The sequence below is a fragment of the Lentimicrobium sp. L6 genome (assembly GCF_013166655.1).
In the GTDB taxonomy this organism is placed as follows: domain Bacteria; phylum Bacteroidota; class Bacteroidia; order Bacteroidales; family UBA12170; genus UBA12170.
In genome coordinates, this window is the sequence record NZ_JABKCA010000062.1 from 13,095 (window position 1) to 33,216 (window position 20,122).

Here is a 20,122-nt window from a genome sequence, read left to right on the forward strand (position 1 = left end):
CAAAATGGCAAATCAAGAAGGAAAAATGAGTTTAATCTCTACCTTTCAGGAATTTAAGGAATTTAAGAATATCGATCGAGAAACCATGATGCGTATCTTGGAAGATGTTTTCAGACACATGCTTATCAAGCGATTTGGTACCGATGAAAATTTTGATATCATTGTTAATATTGACAAGGGAGACCTTGAAATTTGGCGAAACCGTGATATCGTTGAGGATGGTGAAGTTGAAGATGACAATCTTGAGATCTCATATTCCGATGCAATCAAGATAGAACCAGATTACGAAGTAGGTGAAGAAGTATCCGAGCCTATGTTTATGGAAAATTTTGGTCGTCGTGAAATTTTGACCATTCGTCAAAACTTAGCTACCAAAATTCAAGAACTTGAAAAAGACAATGTCTACAAAAAATACTCTGAAAAAATTGGAGAAATCATCAGTGGTGAAGTTTATCAGGTCTGGAAAAGAGAAGTCCTCATCCTTGATGATGAATATTATGAGTTGATTCTACCAAAATCAGAACAAATCCCTAGTGATTATTATAGAAAAGGGGATGTCATACGTGCGGTTGTGAGTAAAGTTGACTTAAAAAACAATACTCCCGTGATTATTCTTTCTCGTACATCTCCAGTATTCTTAGAGCGTTTATTTGAACAAGAAGTACCAGAGGTTTATGATGGTCTTATTACCATTAAAAATATTGTTCGTGTTCCTGGAGAAAGAGCCAAGATATCAGTTGAAAGTTATGATGACAGAATAGATCCTGTTGGAGCTTGTGTCGGTATGAAAGGGAGTAGAATTCACGGAATTGTTAGAGAATTAAAAAATGAAAATATAGACGTGATTAATTATACAAACAATACAAGCTTGTATATTCAGCGTGCTTTAAGCCCTGCGAAAATCACATCCATAAATATAGACGAGGAGAACAATAAAGCAGATGTGTTCTTAAAACCAGATCAAGTATCACTTGCTATTGGTAAAGGTGGTTTCAATATTAAACTTGCTGGTCGCCTTACAGGATACGAAATTGATGTTTATCGTGATACAGACACCGATTTAGAGGATGTTGCATTAACAGAATTCAGTGATGAAATCGATGAATGGATTATCAAAGAATTGGTATCTATAGGGTGCGATACTGCTAAATCAGTTTTAGCTATTCCAGCTGAAGAGTTAGTTAACAGAACCGACTTAGAAGAAGAAACCATAAATGAAGTAGTACGTATATTAAGATTAGAATTTGATTAAGTCTTTTATTGAATAGTATATTTGATAAAAAAAAGATAAAAAGAGAGAATAACAGATTAAGGATAATATGGCAAAAAGCAATAAACCTATGAGGTTGACAAAAGCTGCAAGAGAATTCAATGTAGGTGTAAACACTATCACAGATTTTCTCAATAAAAAAGGCTTTAAAGACGACTTCAGTCCAAACAGTAAATTAACTCCTGATATGGTATCTTTGTTGGTGGCAGAGTATCAATCGGAAAAGGATGTTAAAGAAAAAGCTCACGAGAGAGTCCTTGCTACCGATCGTACTCCTGTTTCTTTAAACCAAACAGAAGTTGAAGAAGTAGAAGTAGAGGAAGAATCTTCTGGTAATGATTTCATTATTCATGATAATTCATTAAAAGGATCCTCTACAAAGAGTACTCCAAGCCCAAAGAAAAATACTCCCGAGGAGATTGTTGAGCCAATACCAACTAAACAAGAAGAAGCTCCAAAGGCAAAACCTGTTGTGGCTGAGGAAATTCCCGTAGTGGAAACTCCAAAAGTAGAGGAAAATCCTGCTCCTGTTATTGAAACTCCAGTTGTTGAAAAGGTAAAAGAAGAGCCAGTTCAACAAGTAAAAGAAAAAACCGTACCACCAAAAGCGGAAGAAATAAAAGAAAGTACTACTCCTGTTGAGGATAAAGCTCCGAAAGCCATAAGCCCAAAAGCCGACGTGCCTATTATAAAAGAAGAAAAACCTGTAGTGGCTGAGAAAACAGTTCTGAATGAACCAAAACCAACTCCTGTAGAATCAGATCAAGGCGGACATCATCCTAAGGTTGTCGACAAAATTGATTTGGACAATACCAATTGGTCTACTAGACCAAAACCAAAGTCAAAAGAAGAAAAACGTCAAGAAAAGGCAAACAAAGGTGAACAGAGAAAGCAGTCCACTGAAAAGGCTATTGCACATAGCAAAGCCATTAAAGCCAAAGAAGACGAAGCCAAAGCTGTTGAAGCAGAAAAAGTGAAGGCTCAAGCCTCAGCCAAACCTGAGGCGCCAGAGATTGAAACTATTAGAGCTAAAGCTGAGAAACTTACAGGCCCAAAAGTATTACGAACCATCGTATTAGAGCCTAAAAGAGAAAAGAAAAAGCTACCTGAAGCATCTTCTTCAGATTCTAAAAATAGAAAGAAGAAAAAGCGTACCAGAATCAAAAAGCCTGTTGATCCAAATTCAACTACAGCTAAACAAGGTACTGGTGCTGGAAACAGACCTGGACAAGCTGGTCAAGGTGGTGGACAAGGTCAAAAACCTGGAGATCGCAATGCTCAGAGTAACCGTAGAAAAGGTAAGAAACCAAATACAAGAACTCCTCTTGTTAAAAAGGTAGAACCTACAGAAGAAGAAATCCGCAAACAAATAAAAGATACTTTAGCACGTTTAGCACCAGCTGGGAAATCTAAAGCTTCAAAGCATAGAAGAAATAAGAGAGACCACGTTCATAAGCTTGCAGAAGAAGAAATGCAGAAGGAAATTGAAGAACTAAAAGTAATTAAAGTTGCTGAGTACGTTACTGCCAATGACCTTTCTAATATGATTGATGTTCCTGTTACCAAGATTATTGCTACCTGTATGGGTATTGGTCTTTTCGTTTCCATCAATCAACGTTTAGATGCAGAGACTCTTTTATTAGTTGCCGAAGAATTTGGTTTTCAAGTAGAATTCGTGGGTGTTGAAGCCAGTGAATCTATTAAAACAGATGAAGAAGACTTTAGTGAAGATGATTTAGAAGATAGAGCTCCAATTGTAACTGTAATGGGCCACGTTGACCATGGTAAAACAAAATTATTGGATTACGTTCGTTCTGCTAACGTTGTAGCAGGTGAAGCTGGAGGTATTACTCAGCACATTGGTGCTTACGAAGTTATTACAAAAGATGGCAGAAGTGTTACTTTCCTTGATACACCTGGTCACGAAGCTTTTACAGCGATGCGTGCTCGTGGTGCTAAAGTTACCGATATTGCAATTATCGTAATTGCTGCTGATGACCGTGTGATGCCTCAAACCAAAGAAGCCATCAACCACGCTCAAGCTGCTGGAATTCCAATCGTTTTTGCCATCAATAAAATGGATAAGCCTGGCGCCAATGCTGACCAAGTGAAAAATGAATTATCACAGATGAATATCTTAGTAGAAGACTGGGGAGGTAAATTCCAAAGTCAAGAGATATCAGCCTTAAAAGGTGATGGTGTTGAAGACTTACTAGAAAAAGTATTATTAGAAGCTGACATGCTAGAATTAAAAGCTACTCCTAAACGTAAAGCCGTAGGTAGTGTAATTGAAGCATCTCTAGATAAAGGTCGTGGATATGTGACCAAAATCTTGGTTCAAGATGGTACCCTTCGCGTTGGAGACATGGTACTCGCCGGAAGTAGTTATGGTAAAGTAAAAGCTATGTTTAATGAATACAATCAAAACATTAAAGAAGCTGGACCTGCAACACCAGTATTGATGCTTGGTTTAAACAATGCACCTCAGGCTGGTGACAATATTATCGTATTAGCTGATGAGCGTGAAGTTAAAGTAATTGCTACTAAACGTGAGCAATTACAAAGAGAACAAAGTATCCGTACTCAGAAACATATTACCTTGGATGAAATTGGTCGTAGATTGGCCATTGGTGATTTCAAAGAATTGAATGTTATTGTTAAGGCCGATGTGGATGGTTCAGTGGAAGCACTTTCCGATTCATTAATCAAGCTTTCTACAAGCGAAGTTCAATTGAATGTGATTCATAAGTCTGTTGGACAAATTAGCGAATCTGATGTATTATTAGCTTCTGCTTCTGATGCGATTATCGTTGGTTTCCAAGTTAGACCTAACATGCAAGCTCGTAAGTTAGCAGATACTGAAGGCATTCAAATTAAACAATACTCTATTATCTACCAAGCTATCGAAGAGCTTAAATTAGCTCTAGAAGGTATGCTTGCTCCACAAGAGGAAGAAAAGATAGTAGCCAACGTAGAAGTACGAGAAGTATTTGTTATTACGAAAGTAGGAACTATTGCTGGTTGTAAAGTATTAGATGGTAAAATCACCAGAAATACCCCAATTAGACTCATCCGAGATGGTGTGGTTATCTATACAGGAAAACTAGGCTCATTGAAACGTTTCAAAGATGATGTAAAAGAAGTAGTTAGTGGCTACGAATGCGGATTGAATATTGAGAAATTCAATGATATCAAAGTAGGTGATATTGTTGAAGGATATGAAATTGTTCAAACTGCTAGGACACTCTAATCTATTTATATAGGAATAGAAAGAGCTTATTCAAATTGAATAAGCTCTTTTTTTGTGCCAGTAAATATACTATTTACAAGTTGGAAATCCATTGATACCATAACGTTCTCATTAAACTTTTAAAGGATTACCACTTTTATAACTCCAATGATAAAGTGCAGCAGGCACTTATACTGCGAAGTTATATGAACACCCTAATTAGTGTCAGCAAGAAAACTACTGATTTTTGGAGTGCTTAGTCAGAAGGCGTCAAGTTCGAGACTTTCGCAGCTTTGAATATCAGGCGTTTACATTTGTAAATAACAATTTTCAAAACAAGAGTAACGAAGAAATAGGCGTTTTCTGGCAAGCACTAATTATAGTAAAGTTAAATATAGAATTCCCAAAAATAATCCAATGAAATTAAAAGCGATAACCCCAAGTAAAATAGCCATACAAAACGACCCACATAATCTTAAATTCTTCTGTGTTTTCATGATTTCTCATTTTTAAATTTCGTATTACAAAAAACCTAATAATTACTTATAATACCTAACAAATCGCCCGTGCATCAATTAACCCAAAGTGTGATAACATTACTAATAAAATGAAGTCTATATCTCATTTACTTATGGTATTTCGTAGATTGAAATGCTACCTTTGTATATATACATACTAATACCATGAGTCAACTGATAAAACATAATACTTGCAAAGACTGTGCTGTGAAATCCAGTCCAATTTTCAACCTCAATGAAAATGAATTAGACTTATTATGTAGCACCAGTACCGAAGTTGTTTTTCAAAAAGGAGAACATATCATAAAACAGGGTCTATTTACTCAAAATATCATTTTTGTCAAATCAGGGATAGTGAAACTTCACATCAAAGGCCCACTAGGAAAAGATGAAATTTTAAAAATAGATAAAGGTCCAATCTTTGTTGGAATTCCAGATGTTTTTGCAAATAAAACTCATAGCTACTCTGTATCAGCACTTTCTGAAGTGTTTTCCTGTTTCATTGAATACAAAGGCTATCAACAATTAATTGAGATAAATGGGGCTTTCGCGCTAGAACTCATTAAAACCTTAAGTAGAGAAACTGTAAACCACTATCAAAAGTGCGTCAACAAAATGCAGAAACAAAGTCATGCAAAATTTGCTGATGGGCTCTTGTATTTTTCTGAGAATATATTTAATAGAATTGAGTTTGATTTCCCTCTAACAAGAACTGAATTTGGAGAATATATTGGAGCTACAAGAGAAACTGTAACAAAACTATTCCATGGCTTTACTGAAGACCAATTGATAGAAGTACAAGGCAAGAAAATTAAAATTCTAAACACAGAACTGATCAAACGAATTAGTCATGCTGGATAAAAAAAGCCCCCTCGTAAATTGAGGAGGCTGAAACAAATAAAATTACTTATTATTGATGATTATCATCTATTGTTTATTTACGGCTAAAATATTGGAATAAGCGTTTTCCGCCGCCTTTATTAAAGGATAACCAGCTGGAGATGCAGTCATAAGAGGATGAGTTCCCACCTGAGCAGTTAAAATACCATTAAGAGTCATCCTATTTTGAATGATAAAACCTATGGTATTTATTAAATCGCCAACAGATAAGCCCCCTGCCACTTCTCCTCCTAATATCACTCCAGATTCTCTTCCAACTACCAATTTAACATACTGCTTATGCGTATCAGGTAAAGAGCCAGGATGCCGATCTATGCCATCGAATACTCCAGTAACAAAATCGAAGTTTTCTGCCTCTGCAACTCTCTCTGTTAAACCAGCTACTCCAAAACCATGTTCTCCAAGAGCTGTTGAAAAAATAGAAATTGTCCCACTGAATGTTTTAATGGCAGACAGCTTGAATAGGTTCATTCCGGCAATTCGAGCTTCGGCACAAGCAGTGGAAGCCAACATCACCTGACTAGGTTTACGAGTGATGAAATCTCTTTTCTCAGCACAATCACCTACCGCAAATACATCTGAATCTTCGGTGCGCATATACTCGTCAACTGAAATAAATCCTTGCTTATTAACTGCTAGACCAGATTCAGCCGCCAACTTGGAGTTAGGAGTATAGCCCAAACTAAGAATAACAGCATCGGCTTCTATTCTTCTGCCATCCTCTAACAAAACAGCTTCCACTTTATCAGTTCCAATCAATTCCTTAACAGTGCAATTTGTTTCTAATTTAACTCCTCTTTTTTCGATAATCTCAGTGGCCCGCATAGAGATATCTTTATCAAATGCCAATCCCAAGATATGAGGAAGTCTCTCTATCAAAACCACTTCCTTACCAGCTTTAACCAACTCATCTGAAATTTCTACGCCTATAAATCCTGCCCCAATGGTAACAATCTTCTTGGCATCATTGAGCTTAGTCTGCATTTCGTCTAAATACACTTTATCCTTTGGAACTGCGAAAACACCTTTTAAATCCACTCCCTTTAACCATTTTGGCTTTAAAGGGTTAGAACCTGTGCCAATCACTAATTTATCATACTGAATTTCTTCACCAGATTTCAAAATAGCAGTCTTCTTTTCTCTATCTATTTCTATAATTTCATCATGAATAGTATCAACTCCTGTTTTCTCAAACATCATCTCAGCTGGCAATATATCTTTATCTGTGGTTCCAACGGTTCCAAACACATAAGGAATACCACAAGGGATAAGAGTTTGAGGAGCTTTTGTTACTACTGTAAAATCCTTATTAGGATGAACTCTCTTACCTGTAGTTGCAGCCACCAATCCAGCAGCACTACTACCAATAATTAAAACATCAGTTTTTTTCATCATTTATTTTTTAAATTATAAATCTCATTTCTCTATGCAAGAAGGCTGACAATCATAAATATAAATTGGGAGTCTGGTCACATTTCATTTTGCAAATATAATGAGCATATTCTCTTTATTATAATTTTTTCTCATTTTTTTAAAAAAAATAATTAGAAGAATAAGCATGAATAGTCTGTTAATTTCATTTAAACAGAATGAGATTTTACACCCATATTAACGTCAAACTAACATTATCATAAAAGCAAAAAAACACGATTTGCAAGCAGTAAATCTAATTTCGCACCAAACTAAAATCAAATCAAAATGAAGAAAATCAGCTTTTTATTAATGTTATTATCCCTCAGTTTTATTATTAACGCCCAATCCACTTCTGTCATTACAGGCCGTATCCTTGATGATGACAAACTACCACTTCCTGGTGCTAACATAAATATTGAAGCTCTTGAAATAGGAACCGTATCCGATGTAAATGGTTTCTACACTTTAGTGCAAGTTCCTGTTGGTAAGCAAATTATTACTGTGAGCTATATTGGTTATGGTTCCGAAACAAAAGAAGTTGAAATTAAAGTAAGTGAGAATTCAGAAGTAAACTTCAAACTAACTCCTGGTTTATTATTAAATGAAGTTGAAATTGGATATCAGCTACAAGGTCAGGCTAAAGCTCTAAACCAACAAAAAAGCAACGATAATGTGACCAATATCGTTGCCAGCGATCAAGTTGGTAAATTCCCAGATGCAAATATTGGGGATGCCATCAAAAGAATTCCTGGTATTAATGTGCAATATGACCAAGGAGAAGCGCGTTTTGGCCATGTGAGAGGAACAGAACCAAGATTAAACTCTGTAACCATTAATGGTGATAGAATGCCATCAGCAGAAGGTGATATCAGAGCAGTACAGTTAGATTTAATTCCTTCTGACATGATTCAAACCATTGAGGTCACTAAAACCCTATCCTCAGATATGGATGCTGATGCTATTGGAGGCTCGATTAACTTAGTTACTCGTTCTGCTCCTTCCTCCACAAGATTCTCTGCTACTTTAGGATCTGGTTATAATATTATCTCAAACAAACCTACATTAACAGCCTCCGCTATTGTTGCCACAAGATTTGCAAAAGACAAATTAGGTGTTGTATTTAGTGGTTCCTATTATGACAATCCACTTGGTTCAGATAATATAGAAGCTGAATGGGAAATGGATGATAATGGCAATGTTTATACCACCGATTTTCAAGTTCGTCAATATGAAGTACAGAGAATTAGAAAAAGTGCTTCACTAGCCTTCGACTATAAGATTAACGAAAAACACACCATTACTTTAAGCGGTATTTATAATCACAGAAACGATTGGGAAAACAGATTTCGTAGAAGATATAAAGACATAGAGTATAATGAAGAGGATGGCAAATGGTATACTGAAATTAGTCGTCAGACCAAAGGTGGTTCCAACGATAATAAATCAGCTCGTTTAGAAGACCAAAGAACCATGACCGGGAAACTAAAAGGTGAACACTTGTTAGGTAATATTAAATTAGACTGGTCTACTTCTTATGCCAAAGCCTCCGAAGAAAGACCAAACGAAAGATATATTTCTTATAATGCAGAAGATGTAGAAGTAATACCCAACTTCACTGACCCAAACAAACCTAGTTTTATGGTTGACCCAGAATATGCCGATTTTAATGCAAACTATGGCTTAAAAGAGCTAACAGAGGAAAACCAATATACCGATGAAATAGATTTAAAAGCCAAGTTAAATCTTGAAATTCCTTTAATGACAGGAGACTTCGAAAACAGAATTAAAGTTGGAGCCAAATACCGTGGTAAAGAAAAGCAAAGAGACAATAACTTCTACGAATATGAACCACTCGATGAAGATTCTTTTAACGCCTTAGCACAGCAAAACCTTATTGACAAAACCAAAGACAATTTCTTAGCCGGAGATTACCAAGCGGGGCACTTTGTTGACAACGAATTCTTAGGAAACCAAAACCTTGGTAACCTCGATTATTTTGACAAGTCCAAAGTGAATGAAGAATTAGCTGGGAATTATAATGCCACAGAAGACATTACTTCGGCTTATATCATGCTCAAGCAAAACTTAGGGAGAAAATTAAAGGCAACAGTTGGGCTTCGTATAGAGAATACCTCTTTAGAATCGCAAGGTTATAGCTATGATGCCGATGAAGATGAACTTACCCAAACTCCTAAAGCTACAGATAGCTATACCAATGTTCTGCCTAACTTACAATTAAAATATTTTCTTGACGATAATCAAATCATTCGTTTTGCATACACTTCAACTCTAGCACGACCAAACTACTACGATTTGGTTCCTTATAGAGAAGTTTATATGGAAGACAATGAAATCAAGATTGGTAACCCTTCTCTTAATCCTACAACTTCTAACAACCTAGACTTAATGTATGAGAATTACTTCAAAAGCATTGGTTTACTTTCTGGAGGATTGTTTTACAAAAGCATTAGTGATTTCATTATTGAAACTGAATTAAGAGATTATGAATTTGAAGGTCATACTTGGGATAAATATTCCAACACAGTAAATGGTGGTGATGCAACCATTTTTGGGGCCGAAATAGCATTCCAAAGACAACTAGATTTTTTACCTGGTGCTCTTAAAGGAATTGGAGTTTATGCCAACTACACCTATATTTATTCAGAAGTAAAGAACTTTGAGATAGAAGGTAGAGAAGATGAAAAACTTTCATTACCTGGAACTCCAGAAAACAATTTAAACGCATCTATTTCTTGGGAACACAAAGGATTTAGCATTAGGGTATCAGCCAATTGGGCTAGTGCTTTCAGAGATTCAGAAGGGATTGGTGAAACAGAGTTTTATGACAAATGGTATGACCAAGTTTTTTACTTAGATATAAATAGCTACTATGCCTTTGCTAAACATTGGAAAATATTTATTGATGCTAGTAATCTAACAAACCAGCCTTTAAGATATTATCAAGGCCATGTAGACAGAATGATGCAAGCCGAATATTATAATACCAGAATAACTGCAGGTATTAAATTCGACATGTTTTTAGATAATGAGTAGATTGAGTTTATCAAAAAGGTCAGTTGTGTGGCTGGCCTTTTTTTAAAAATTTAGAAATGAAAAAAAAATTAAACCTATTAAAATACTCTATGGTGGTTCTATTAAGCATAAATCTGATCAGCTGTGGCTGTAAAAATAATTTCGATGACGAATTTCCCGATGTTTTTGCAAGTTCACAAACCACATCTGTAAGCTCTAAAGGAGATGCAGCAGATGACCCTGCCATATGGTATAATAAAAAGGATGCAAGTAAAAGCACCATTATTGCAACAGATAAACAAAAAGGATTAGGGGTTTATAATTTACATGGCGATTTACTTTCATTTAAAGCGGTGGGTAAGATCAACAATTGTGATGTGCAATATCAGCTAAACATAGGTAATGATCAAATTGATATTATTGGAGGTTCTAACAGAACAGACAATACGGTATCCATTTATCGATACAACAAACAAAACTCATCAGTTGATTCACTTGCCCTCCTCAAAATACCAAGTCTTTCAGAAGAAATATATGGTTTTTGCTTCTACAAGAATCCGGACACTCAAGAAATCTTCAGTATCTCCATTGGAAAAGACGGATTATTGGAACAAAACCTGCTTTACTTTGATGGACAAAGTATCAGATACAAAAATATCAGAAACTATAAATTTGAAAACCAATGCGAAGGTTTAGTCGCCGACCATGAAAATGGAACCCTATTTATTGGAGAGGAAGATTTTGGAATTTGGAAATTAAATCTGCGCAATAGAAACTCTAAAAAAGAATTGGTTTGTGATGCCACTATTGGAAAAGAAATAATGGCTGATGTGGAAGGTCTTAGTATCTATTTTGCAAAAAATGGTGAGGGTTACTTATTAGCATCTAGCCAAGGAAATAATTCTTATGCCATTTTTACAAGAAAGAGCCCACACAAGTATATAGGAAGTTTTAGAATAGGAGAAGGTAAAACCATAGATGGAACCTGCGAAACAGATGGCATTGATGTGATAAACCTTAATATGGGGAATGAATATCCGAATGGCTTCTTTATAGCTCAAGATGGCGAGAACAAATCCAATGGAAAAACTAATACACAAAACTTTAAGTTAGTTCCATGGGAAGATATTGCATTATCAATACAACCTCCTCTTTTAATTGATAATCAACATAAAGGTTTTTAAAAAAGAAACAACATCTGTATCATACCCTTTTGTCAGCTGTCCTCTTCTGGGGGCGGCTTTTTTATTGCAATGGGTTGAAACCCATAGCAATTTAATAAACCTCTAAAACCTCCAACCAAATCAACTTAACAAATTATACAATACTCGTAAAATCAATAACATTCCATTAACACCAGCGAATCACACGATTACTAATTTTGCAAAATACAGTCTCACACGCTATGAAAAAGAAAAAAAACATACTGATCATCAATGCACATCAGTATTATAAAAGTTCTGAAGGAGAACTAAACCAACATTTAGTAGAATTTGCCACCACTATTTTTAAGGAGGCTAATCATAAAGTGAAAATTACAACCATTGATACTGGCTATGACATTGAAGAAGAAGCAGAGAAGCACGAGTGGGCCAACCTCATCATCACTCAAACTCCAGTGTATTGGTTTGCTGGGCCATGGACTTATAAAAAGTATATAGACGAAGTATTTAACAAGTTGATTGAACGACGAAATATCGTGATCAGCGATGGCCGTTCTCGTCACCACAATCAACAATACGGAACAGGAGGAACAGATCATCACAAACAATTTCTACTGTCTTCCACTTGGAACGCTCCTCAAATTGCTTTTGATGATACAGAACAATATCTATTTCAAGGAAAAAGTTTAGATGAAGCGCTTATTGGAATCACATCTGTTTACAAATTCTGTGGATTCGAAATATTACCAGGATTTGCTTGTTTCGATGTGAAAAAAGCACCTCAAATTAGCAACGATTTAATTCGATATAAAAAAATATTAACCAATTTAATTTAAACCAAAAAGAATTTAATATGTCAATTTTTAATTTTGGAAAAACCATAGAAGGCAAATCCTTTAAAGTATTAGAAGAAAGAAACCTTAGAGCCAGTGCAGGTATAATGTTTTTATTGGGTTTGGTAGCTTTTAATCAAGTTTATTTCCGATACAACTATGTTGTTGCAAGCTATGTTTCTGGGTTTTTAATGTTAAATTTCATTATCGGGATATTTATCAACCCGAGGTTTGCACCCACCATGTTTTTGGCTAGATTATTTGTAAGAAAACAAACGCCAATTTATATTGGTGCAGTACAAAAGCGTTTTGCCTGGAGTTTAGGATTAACACTAGCCTCCACCATTTTTATCCTTTCCCTTTTCTTACAAAATGATGTAAGTTATTTTATTCCAGTTTGCGTATTATGTGTTATATGTTTGGTTCTCATCTTTACTGAAATGGCATTTGGGATATGTATTGGTTGCAAACTCTACTATTTAGCTCTTTACTTAAAACTCTTGAAGCAACCAGAAGAAAAGCCAAATTGTATGGGTGATTCTTGTGAGGTATAAATAAAAAAGCAAGGTAGATTAAATCTACCTTGCTTTTAGATAAGTTCCCTATATATTTATTGAACAATTAATGTTTCTGTATAAGTGTACTTCCCTACTTGTATTTTATACAAATAAGCACCACTTTTATAATTACTTACATCCAAAGTTAATTGACCAATTGAACCAGTTAATTTATCTTGGTAAACAACTTCTCCTTCCGTATTTATAATAGAAATATTTGCCTTTTCATATCCTATTGGAAGTTCATAATCAAATGAAGCATAAACATTTGCTGGATTTGGTTTTACAACTACACTTAAGCCAATAGCGGAAGCTATGTCATTTTCCGTATAACTAAAACTCTCAGTTCCCTTATCTGATTTTCCAACCGGAGAAACACAATCACAAAATTCGTCACCATATACAAAGCTTAAAATACTTTGAGCTCCATACTTAGCAGAACCAGTACTGTAGTTTGCATAGTCTGATAATTGTGCTTTATCAGCATTTGAAAGATTAAAAATATTCTTTCCCTGTTGACCTAAACCAATTTGAATATTCATCAAGCCCTTAAAGTCATTAAACGACTGCAAATCATCACCTTCAAGTTCATACAAGCTTGGTATCATATTTAACAAACTAGTTGCAGATGTATAATCTTCTTCATAAAGATAAGTGCCTACAATTTGTTTATCTGATTCTAGTTTTTGAAGATTCCCCAACCAATTTCTCAATTCTACTACATTATATTCTTCTTTATTAATAATTGATTTTACAATAGCTTGGGCCGCTTTATCTTTTAAATCAGCATGCATACTTTGCTGACTAACCAAGGCTGTCTTGGCACTCATTCCTGTTGATATTTGCTTAAGCACATTTATCATATAATCAGGTAAAGGTTGTTCTTTATTTTCCAAATGATCCATCAAATTCTTATTGCGTAACTCATCTGGATTTGCTGATAATATCTCAAATAATACACTCTCTGGTAATACATCAGTTCTATCAGAAGCTTCTTTCAATATATCTTCTGACAAATATGGAGACATCCCTAATAAATTGGCTCTTAACTCCCATGTATCTTGAGGTAGTGCTGCAGCAATAGTCAAACTAGTTGTTTCTGTACTTCCACCATCCTTCAATTGATTCAATAAACTACTTACGGCCTCAAAATCCTGATGATTGGTATAAAACACTTCTTCTTGTTGAGATACTTCTGTATCTGTCAAAACCATTTTTGATTCGATTGGGGTACCACCACCTGTTCCATAATTTGAAGGGCACAAGTTAGTACTACTAATAGGTATAGCCGTAATGGAACCCCATCCTCCATTTGAAACATAGGTTAATACTTCATCTGGTTCATTCATATTGTAATAATAATCGATACTTGATAAACCATCATTTTTAAACTGAGGGTTTGTAGAAGAAAAAGTATTACCTGCCGGCATATTGGCACTTCCGATTAAGCTTCGAATGCTAGCATCAGGAGCTACATAAAAGTCTATGGTATTATTCTGATTTATATTACAATTATAAGTTAAACCAAAATTCACCTCTTTTGATTTCCAAAGCTGATTAACTCCTTCCGCCTGATTACCCACCGTTAAACCAGTAAACTCATTTTTATAAATCTCTTCATATTCAGAAGCACAGTTATTAACCAAAACCCCAACCACATCATTACCCGATGGATTACTTTGTGATTCAAAGAATTTGTTTTCCTCAACAGTGAAATTAAAACATTCATTTAATTGAATACCTCTACCACTAGCATAGTTACATATTCCCTTTTCAAAGCTATTGCCATCAAAACCAACATAGAATTCATTGAAAAGAACAGTAGCTCCATTGGTGATCCCTGTAAAATAAATGCCATAATCATTAGCATCAAATAAAGAACTTTCAATATTTATAGCATATTGCAATTGATTGGAATTTGAAGATTCAATAGCTTTTTCGAAACCTAAAAATTCATTCTTGTCCCAGTGTTGAGGCAAACAGCCATCAGGGCCAGTCGCTCCATCACAAAAGCCATCTAAACGATAACCTGCATTTAAAGTATAAAGAGCATGACCATCAAATGCCGCATTATTAATAAACTTACACCCCTTTACTTGAACACCCCTAACTTCCCACATCGAAAGGAAAGTATGGAAAGGATTATCCAATATATAATCATTATCTGCTATAAATTCACACTGTCGGAAACTAGCAGCATAATTACTTTCTATACCAAAAACAGGATGAATATTTTTGTAAGACATAAAACATACTGATCGCCTATTATTTTTAAATGTAGTATTTGTAGCAGTTATCATTCCTCCAGAGCTAGAGTAATCACCCGATTTCCAAAGGCTAACAGCTTCATGGGCATTTTCAATTGTTGCATTTTGTAATACAACCTTACCCTGATATTGGGATTCTTGTGGTTGATCTTTTTGCCCCCAGACTTGTATTCCCTGCCATTTCTCTGCACAATTATTACTTAATTTGGCATTATTTACAATTAATTGAGCTCCAGGTTTTACAATAATCTTCGATAAAGAAGCCAGTTTAACATTGGCATTAATGGTTAATGTTCCTGAATTAATAATAACATCACTATCAATAACTCGTTCAGTATTCCAGCTGGCATTTCCACTAATTTCCATTGGAATGGGATTATAGGAACATGATTTATCATAAACCGCATTATTATATGAGTTCAATCGGAATCTTCCCCATTCGTTCATTGCTGCACTTCCTTCTGTATCCCATATAAAAATATCTGAATAAGAACTAGCAATTATTTCATTTTTCCCATTTCCATTTATATCCGCAATTAAAGGTATAGAGGCCGTATTATCACTCAAATACAAAGGCCAACCAACTACTGGATCCCCATTATACTTAAATGCATATATTTCACCATAATTTGATGTTAATATGATTTCACATTCATCATCTATCCCATCAATATCTGCAACTAAAGGTTGCAAACACCTACCTAAAAAACCTGTAGGAAGAACTTTATCTAAAACTTCACCACCTGTTTGATTCCATACTAACAATCTTTCATTATCTGCAATTAGTATTTCAAAAATACCATCCATATTTACATCCGCATAAGTAAAATAAGGTAGTTGATAGAAGTTTCCATAAGATATACTTAATGGAATATTATGATCATGATTATCCCAACCAGAAACCAAATTACCATTCGCTTCTAATGCATAAACGTAACCAACATAATTTTTTATTGACATAAATATAATCTCGAATTCCCCATCACCATCAATATCAGCAGCTATAACTGGGCAATCCATTCGCCCTGCATCTGTATATACTGGATTAGTATTGGCAACAAAATCGGACCCATCATGATTATAAATATAGATTCCTCCCTTGAGCCCAATTACAATTTCTTTGCTTCCATCATTATCCAAATCAACAGCAACAGGCATACTTACTCCATCATTATTTGAAGAATTATCCCCTGTATATATTGGATTAATGTAATTATTACCATTGCAATCAAGAACCTCTAGGTATGCTCCTTTTTGGTTTGGGATGATAATTTCAAGTGTACTATTGCCATCCAAATCGGCTAAGACTACACCATTAAAGTTTTTATAATTAATTTGTTTTTCCCACATTAAATCGGGTTTCCCAAAGGGGGCAATTATATCCTGATTTTTATAAGCATAGACCCTGTATTTAGTTGCATCAGATTCAGGATCTCCCATTCGGGTGGCAGAAACCACTTCCATTACACCATCGTTATCAATATCGCCCAGAGCAGGGGTACTGGTCATACTGATACCGATATTGGCAAAACCACTTACCGATGTTGGGTTATCATCAATATCGTAAAGCTCTTCTCCATCCTCTCTAAAGCCAAATATAGCTCCGATATTAAACCCATCTTCACCTTTACCTGTGTTAATAAAAATCTCCTGCTCACCATCATTTTCCAAATCAACTATATTAGGAGAACCCCATAGTGTTTTTCCATGCTCTTCATTTGAAACTGTAATTGGGAACCAATCTGGGTGACTCGCTAAAGAAGTCCAGGCTTGTTGTGCATCTGACAACTCACTTTCATTACCAGTCAAAGATATTGCTGATACTTTATAATAATATGATGTAAGCTCTTGCAAACCTATATCCTCAAATAAAGCAGAAGATAGTATACCAAAAGTATTCAATTTTACAAATTGACCATTTGGTGTATCACTTCTATATATATTATAGCCTAAAATATTTTCATAGGAAGTCCAAAACAAGTCTATACTTGTTGTCTTTCCTTTAAAGCCTATATTGATATTATCTATGTTTGGCTTATCAAGAAGATCAAAATCTAATGTCCATTGTTGTCCGAAATTATTGGTAACCTCTAGACTAAAAATCAAAGGTTCTGGTTCACCAGGATAATTATTGGCAACTGTAAAGTAGTAATCATTTGTATTTGTTTGATTATCATAAGAACTAATATTACCATAATTACCTTGATTCTGCATTATATTACTTACATAAGGTGAAGCTGATGTTAATACTGCCGTTACATTCTGCAATAAGGACGTGCTATTATTCAATAATTCCATGTTGAATTTTACATTTTCACCAGATTCAACGGTGCCATTTCCATTTGTGGTATAAGTAATTATTCTATTACCTTGCAACAGTTTTGGTGCCCTAACTTCCAAATATACATTATCAGTATAAGTATCCCCACTATTGTCAGTAATAGTGATAAGAAATTGTGCATTCTGATTTTCGGTAATATCATTATCCACAGTAAAAACAAAATTACTCTGCCCCCATGCACTCTGTCCACCACCAATATTACTATAAGAAGATTGATCAGTTTGAATATTTATGAAAGCATCTGCAGTGCTTATTGTAGCTTGAATACTACTGGAATAACTTTGTCCGGAATTACTTAGCTCAATACCTAAGTTGATAGTTTCACCAGCATCGATATTTTCATCCCCATTAATAGAGAGATCTGTAACAAAAAGATGAATACCATTATTACTAGTTACTTGTATTTGTTTTTCAACCGGCAGGCAATTTTTAGCAGTGAGTGTAGCATATAAAATTCCTGTGGTATTGGGTGTGCAATTAATATTTACACTAATATTACTCCCTGTACCAACTATATTTTCACGACTATATACTTCGTCTTCTTTATATAAACAAAGTACAGCCTCTACTCCCGTTGCTAGCTGACCAATGCTGATATTAATGACTTGTTCTCCAGTTTCTACACTAGTAGGTGTAGTTAATACCAATGGGTTTTGCAAATCGGGACTATCAGTCCAAACTGGCATTTCTGGATCTGCGGCTAAATGAAAATCGAAAAACTGTATTCTTCTTCTGTTATCTTTATAACTAGAACTAAAAAATATAGATTTTACGGAATTAAATGACGTTCCAATTATATTGTCAACATCATAAAGATTTTGCAAAAATGGTTTTGTATGAGAACTAACCATATCAGACCAATTTATCTCAGTATTTGCAGTTACAGCTATACCTCCATTTTCAGCAGTCAAAAAATGCTCAGTAACAGTGTTCTTATCCCATGGCATTGTAGAACAATGATTCATACAGAAAATCATACCCCTATCAGTATTGGTTAAAGCATCCATATGGGCACGATTTAAGGATCCATCAGCAGCAGCAAATGAGGTAGGACCACCATGCCCCAGACCACTTATTATATGATAATTGGTATTATTTGACCCACTGCCATTAAATTCGGCAAGAACATCCATATTATCATAATTATTAGTATTATATCGTGTAGTAAAATTAACTGTCGAAGGAAATGCTGGCTGTAAATGATTTATACTTCCCATCGAGGAAAAAAGCAATACATTATTTTCATTACCCTGCGAAGTTTTTATATACTCAAAAAACTTGGTTTTAAAGTTTTCTAATTCCACATACTCTTGGTTTTCCATATAATCCTCTACCGGAATACGCCCTATATACACATCGGGCAAGCGATCTACCTGATCTAAATCTGCATCATCATCACCTTGTTCAAAAGTCCCATCATTTTCCCTATTCCAGTTGGCTTCGCCAAAAGTAGCATCGCCATCGGCATTCCAATTACCATCGAGACAGGCATAATACATATCGGCAGCTACAAAGGGGCCTCTAGAATCTAAGGCACTATTAAAAGGGCTCATCCAAGCATACCTAACTGGCACCACATCACTATCGCCTCCCAGCATAAAATATTGGGTTCCCCAATTCTGGTAGGCATCAATTATAAAATTCCGAACTTTCTCGGGCTTATCTACTCCATCATAATTAGCATATATCCACTCTACCGTTTTTACTAAAGCGGGGACTCCTTTTTTCGTTTTCCAATCGGCTATTTCCTGAAAACCATCCGCCAAAGCTTCATTTGTAATAATGATATATTCTACAGCCTGTCCATTAAAGTTTGGAAATTCATCGGGCATAAAAGGAGATGACAATACAGGATCGTTCTTTTCCAATTGAAAATAAATATCAATATCTATTGGGTTTTCAACTTGGGTTTTAAGGTAATCTTTGCTTTTATCATAATTTTGCTGACTCATACGGCGTGGTGATATGGGCTGATGAGCCGCATCAGAAAAAATAATACGATACTCCAATTGGGTTGTAAGATAAAGCTTGTCCGTTATAGGATTATATTGCAATGGATAATAAACTAAAGCTGCCATTTGAACTCCACTCTGAAAACCAGAACTGGTATGGCTTAAAACTTCGTTAGGATATTTTGCATTTACATTATAGATACCCGCTAAAGGACCTACAAATGCTGGGGCATCAAAACCAGGCACTTGTTCCTTCTGAGTAGGTTGAATTTGATAAGTACCTGAAAGCTCTTACTGCTGAACACTTATAATTTCAATGCCTCTTACCACTTTATTCGCAGGTATGGCAATTTGTAAATACTTCACTGGCAAATAGGGCTTCCCCTCTTTACTTTCCATTTGGCATCCTGCCATAGTGGCGATATGCCATCCGTCTTTTTGCTCAATAGCAACATCTGCATTGGTAAATTGGACCTGCCCAAGATACTGGGCTTTTAAAGTTGTTAAAAACAGCATAGATAATGCTGCAAGAAAAATCAATTTCTTTTTCATAGTTTTGCATTTTTAAAGGGTTGATGTTTATTTAACTCATGCAGTGGGGTTCTTCCGCCAAGATGATGCCCCACTTGCTTTTTTTATTTAATAA

General features: G+C 35.2%; 10 protein-coding genes. 7 read left to right on the top strand and 3 right to left on the bottom strand.

Annotated elements, in window-relative coordinates; translation table 11 throughout:
* Positions 1–4 precede the first annotated feature (4 nt).
* The 3 genes from nusA to HNS38_RS14975 all read left to right on the top strand — a co-directional run bounded on the left by nusA (position 5) and on the right by HNS38_RS14975 (position 5,878).
* Positions 5–1,252, top strand: a complete 1,248-nt coding sequence (gene nusA / locus HNS38_RS14965; RefSeq protein ID WP_172284162.1) for a transcription termination factor NusA — start codon at positions 5–7, stop codon at positions 1,250–1,252.
* An 88-nt stretch (positions 1,253–1,340) separates the two neighbouring features.
* Positions 1,341–4,520: a translation initiation factor IF-2 gene (gene infB / locus HNS38_RS14970; protein ID WP_172284164.1), complete on the top strand. Its 3,180-nt coding sequence runs from the start codon at positions 1,341–1,343 to the stop codon at positions 4,518–4,520.
* Between the two features lie 704 nt (positions 4,521–5,224).
* Positions 5,225–5,878, top strand: coding sequence for a Crp/Fnr family transcriptional regulator (locus HNS38_RS14975; protein ID WP_172284402.1), 654 nt, complete (start codon positions 5,225–5,227; stop codon positions 5,876–5,878).
* 66 nt (positions 5,879–5,944) lie between these two features.
* Here HNS38_RS14975 and HNS38_RS14980 read toward each other — a convergent pair whose 3' ends face one another.
* The gene (locus tag HNS38_RS14980; RefSeq protein WP_216663738.1) at positions 5,945–7,309 is read right to left on the bottom strand and encodes an FAD-dependent oxidoreductase; all 1,365 of its coding nucleotides are present in this window, start codon (positions 7,307–7,309) and stop codon (positions 5,945–5,947) included.
* Between the two features lie 306 nt (positions 7,310–7,615).
* Between HNS38_RS14980 and HNS38_RS14985 the strand changes: the two genes are divergently transcribed.
* The 4 genes from HNS38_RS14985 to HNS38_RS15000 all read left to right on the top strand — a co-directional run bounded on the left by HNS38_RS14985 (position 7,616) and on the right by HNS38_RS15000 (position 12,913).
* Positions 7,616–10,384, top strand: coding sequence for a TonB-dependent receptor (locus tag HNS38_RS14985; RefSeq protein WP_172346662.1), 2,769 nt, complete (start codon positions 7,616–7,618; stop codon positions 10,382–10,384).
* Positions 10,385–10,440: 56 nt separating this feature from the next.
* Entirely contained in the window at positions 10,441–11,547 is a 1,107-nt protein-coding gene (locus tag HNS38_RS14990; RefSeq protein WP_172284396.1) for a phytase, read from the top strand.
* A gap of 221 nt (positions 11,548–11,768) precedes the next feature.
* Positions 11,769–12,362, top strand: a complete 594-nt coding sequence (locus HNS38_RS14995; RefSeq protein WP_172284394.1) for an NAD(P)H-dependent oxidoreductase — start codon at positions 11,769–11,771, stop codon at positions 12,360–12,362.
* 17 nt (positions 12,363–12,379) lie between these two features.
* A complete protein-coding gene (locus HNS38_RS15000; RefSeq protein ID WP_172284392.1) occupies positions 12,380–12,913 on the top strand; it encodes a DUF4395 domain-containing protein in 534 nt (177 codons plus the stop codon).
* Positions 12,914–12,969: 56 nt separating this feature from the next.
* On the opposite strand, the gene HNS38_RS15005 is transcribed toward HNS38_RS15000, so the two are convergent.
* Both HNS38_RS15005 and HNS38_RS15010 read right to left on the bottom strand, forming a co-directional pair.
* A complete protein-coding gene (locus tag HNS38_RS15005) occupies positions 12,970–19,722 on the bottom strand; it encodes a C25 family cysteine peptidase (protein ID WP_172346663.1) in 6,753 nt (2,250 codons plus the stop codon).
* 45 nt (positions 19,723–19,767) lie between these two features.
* Positions 19,768–20,028: a hypothetical protein gene (locus HNS38_RS15010; RefSeq protein ID WP_172283045.1), complete on the bottom strand. Its 261-nt coding sequence runs from the start codon at positions 20,026–20,028 to the stop codon at positions 19,768–19,770.
* Positions 20,029–20,122 lie beyond the last annotated feature (94 nt).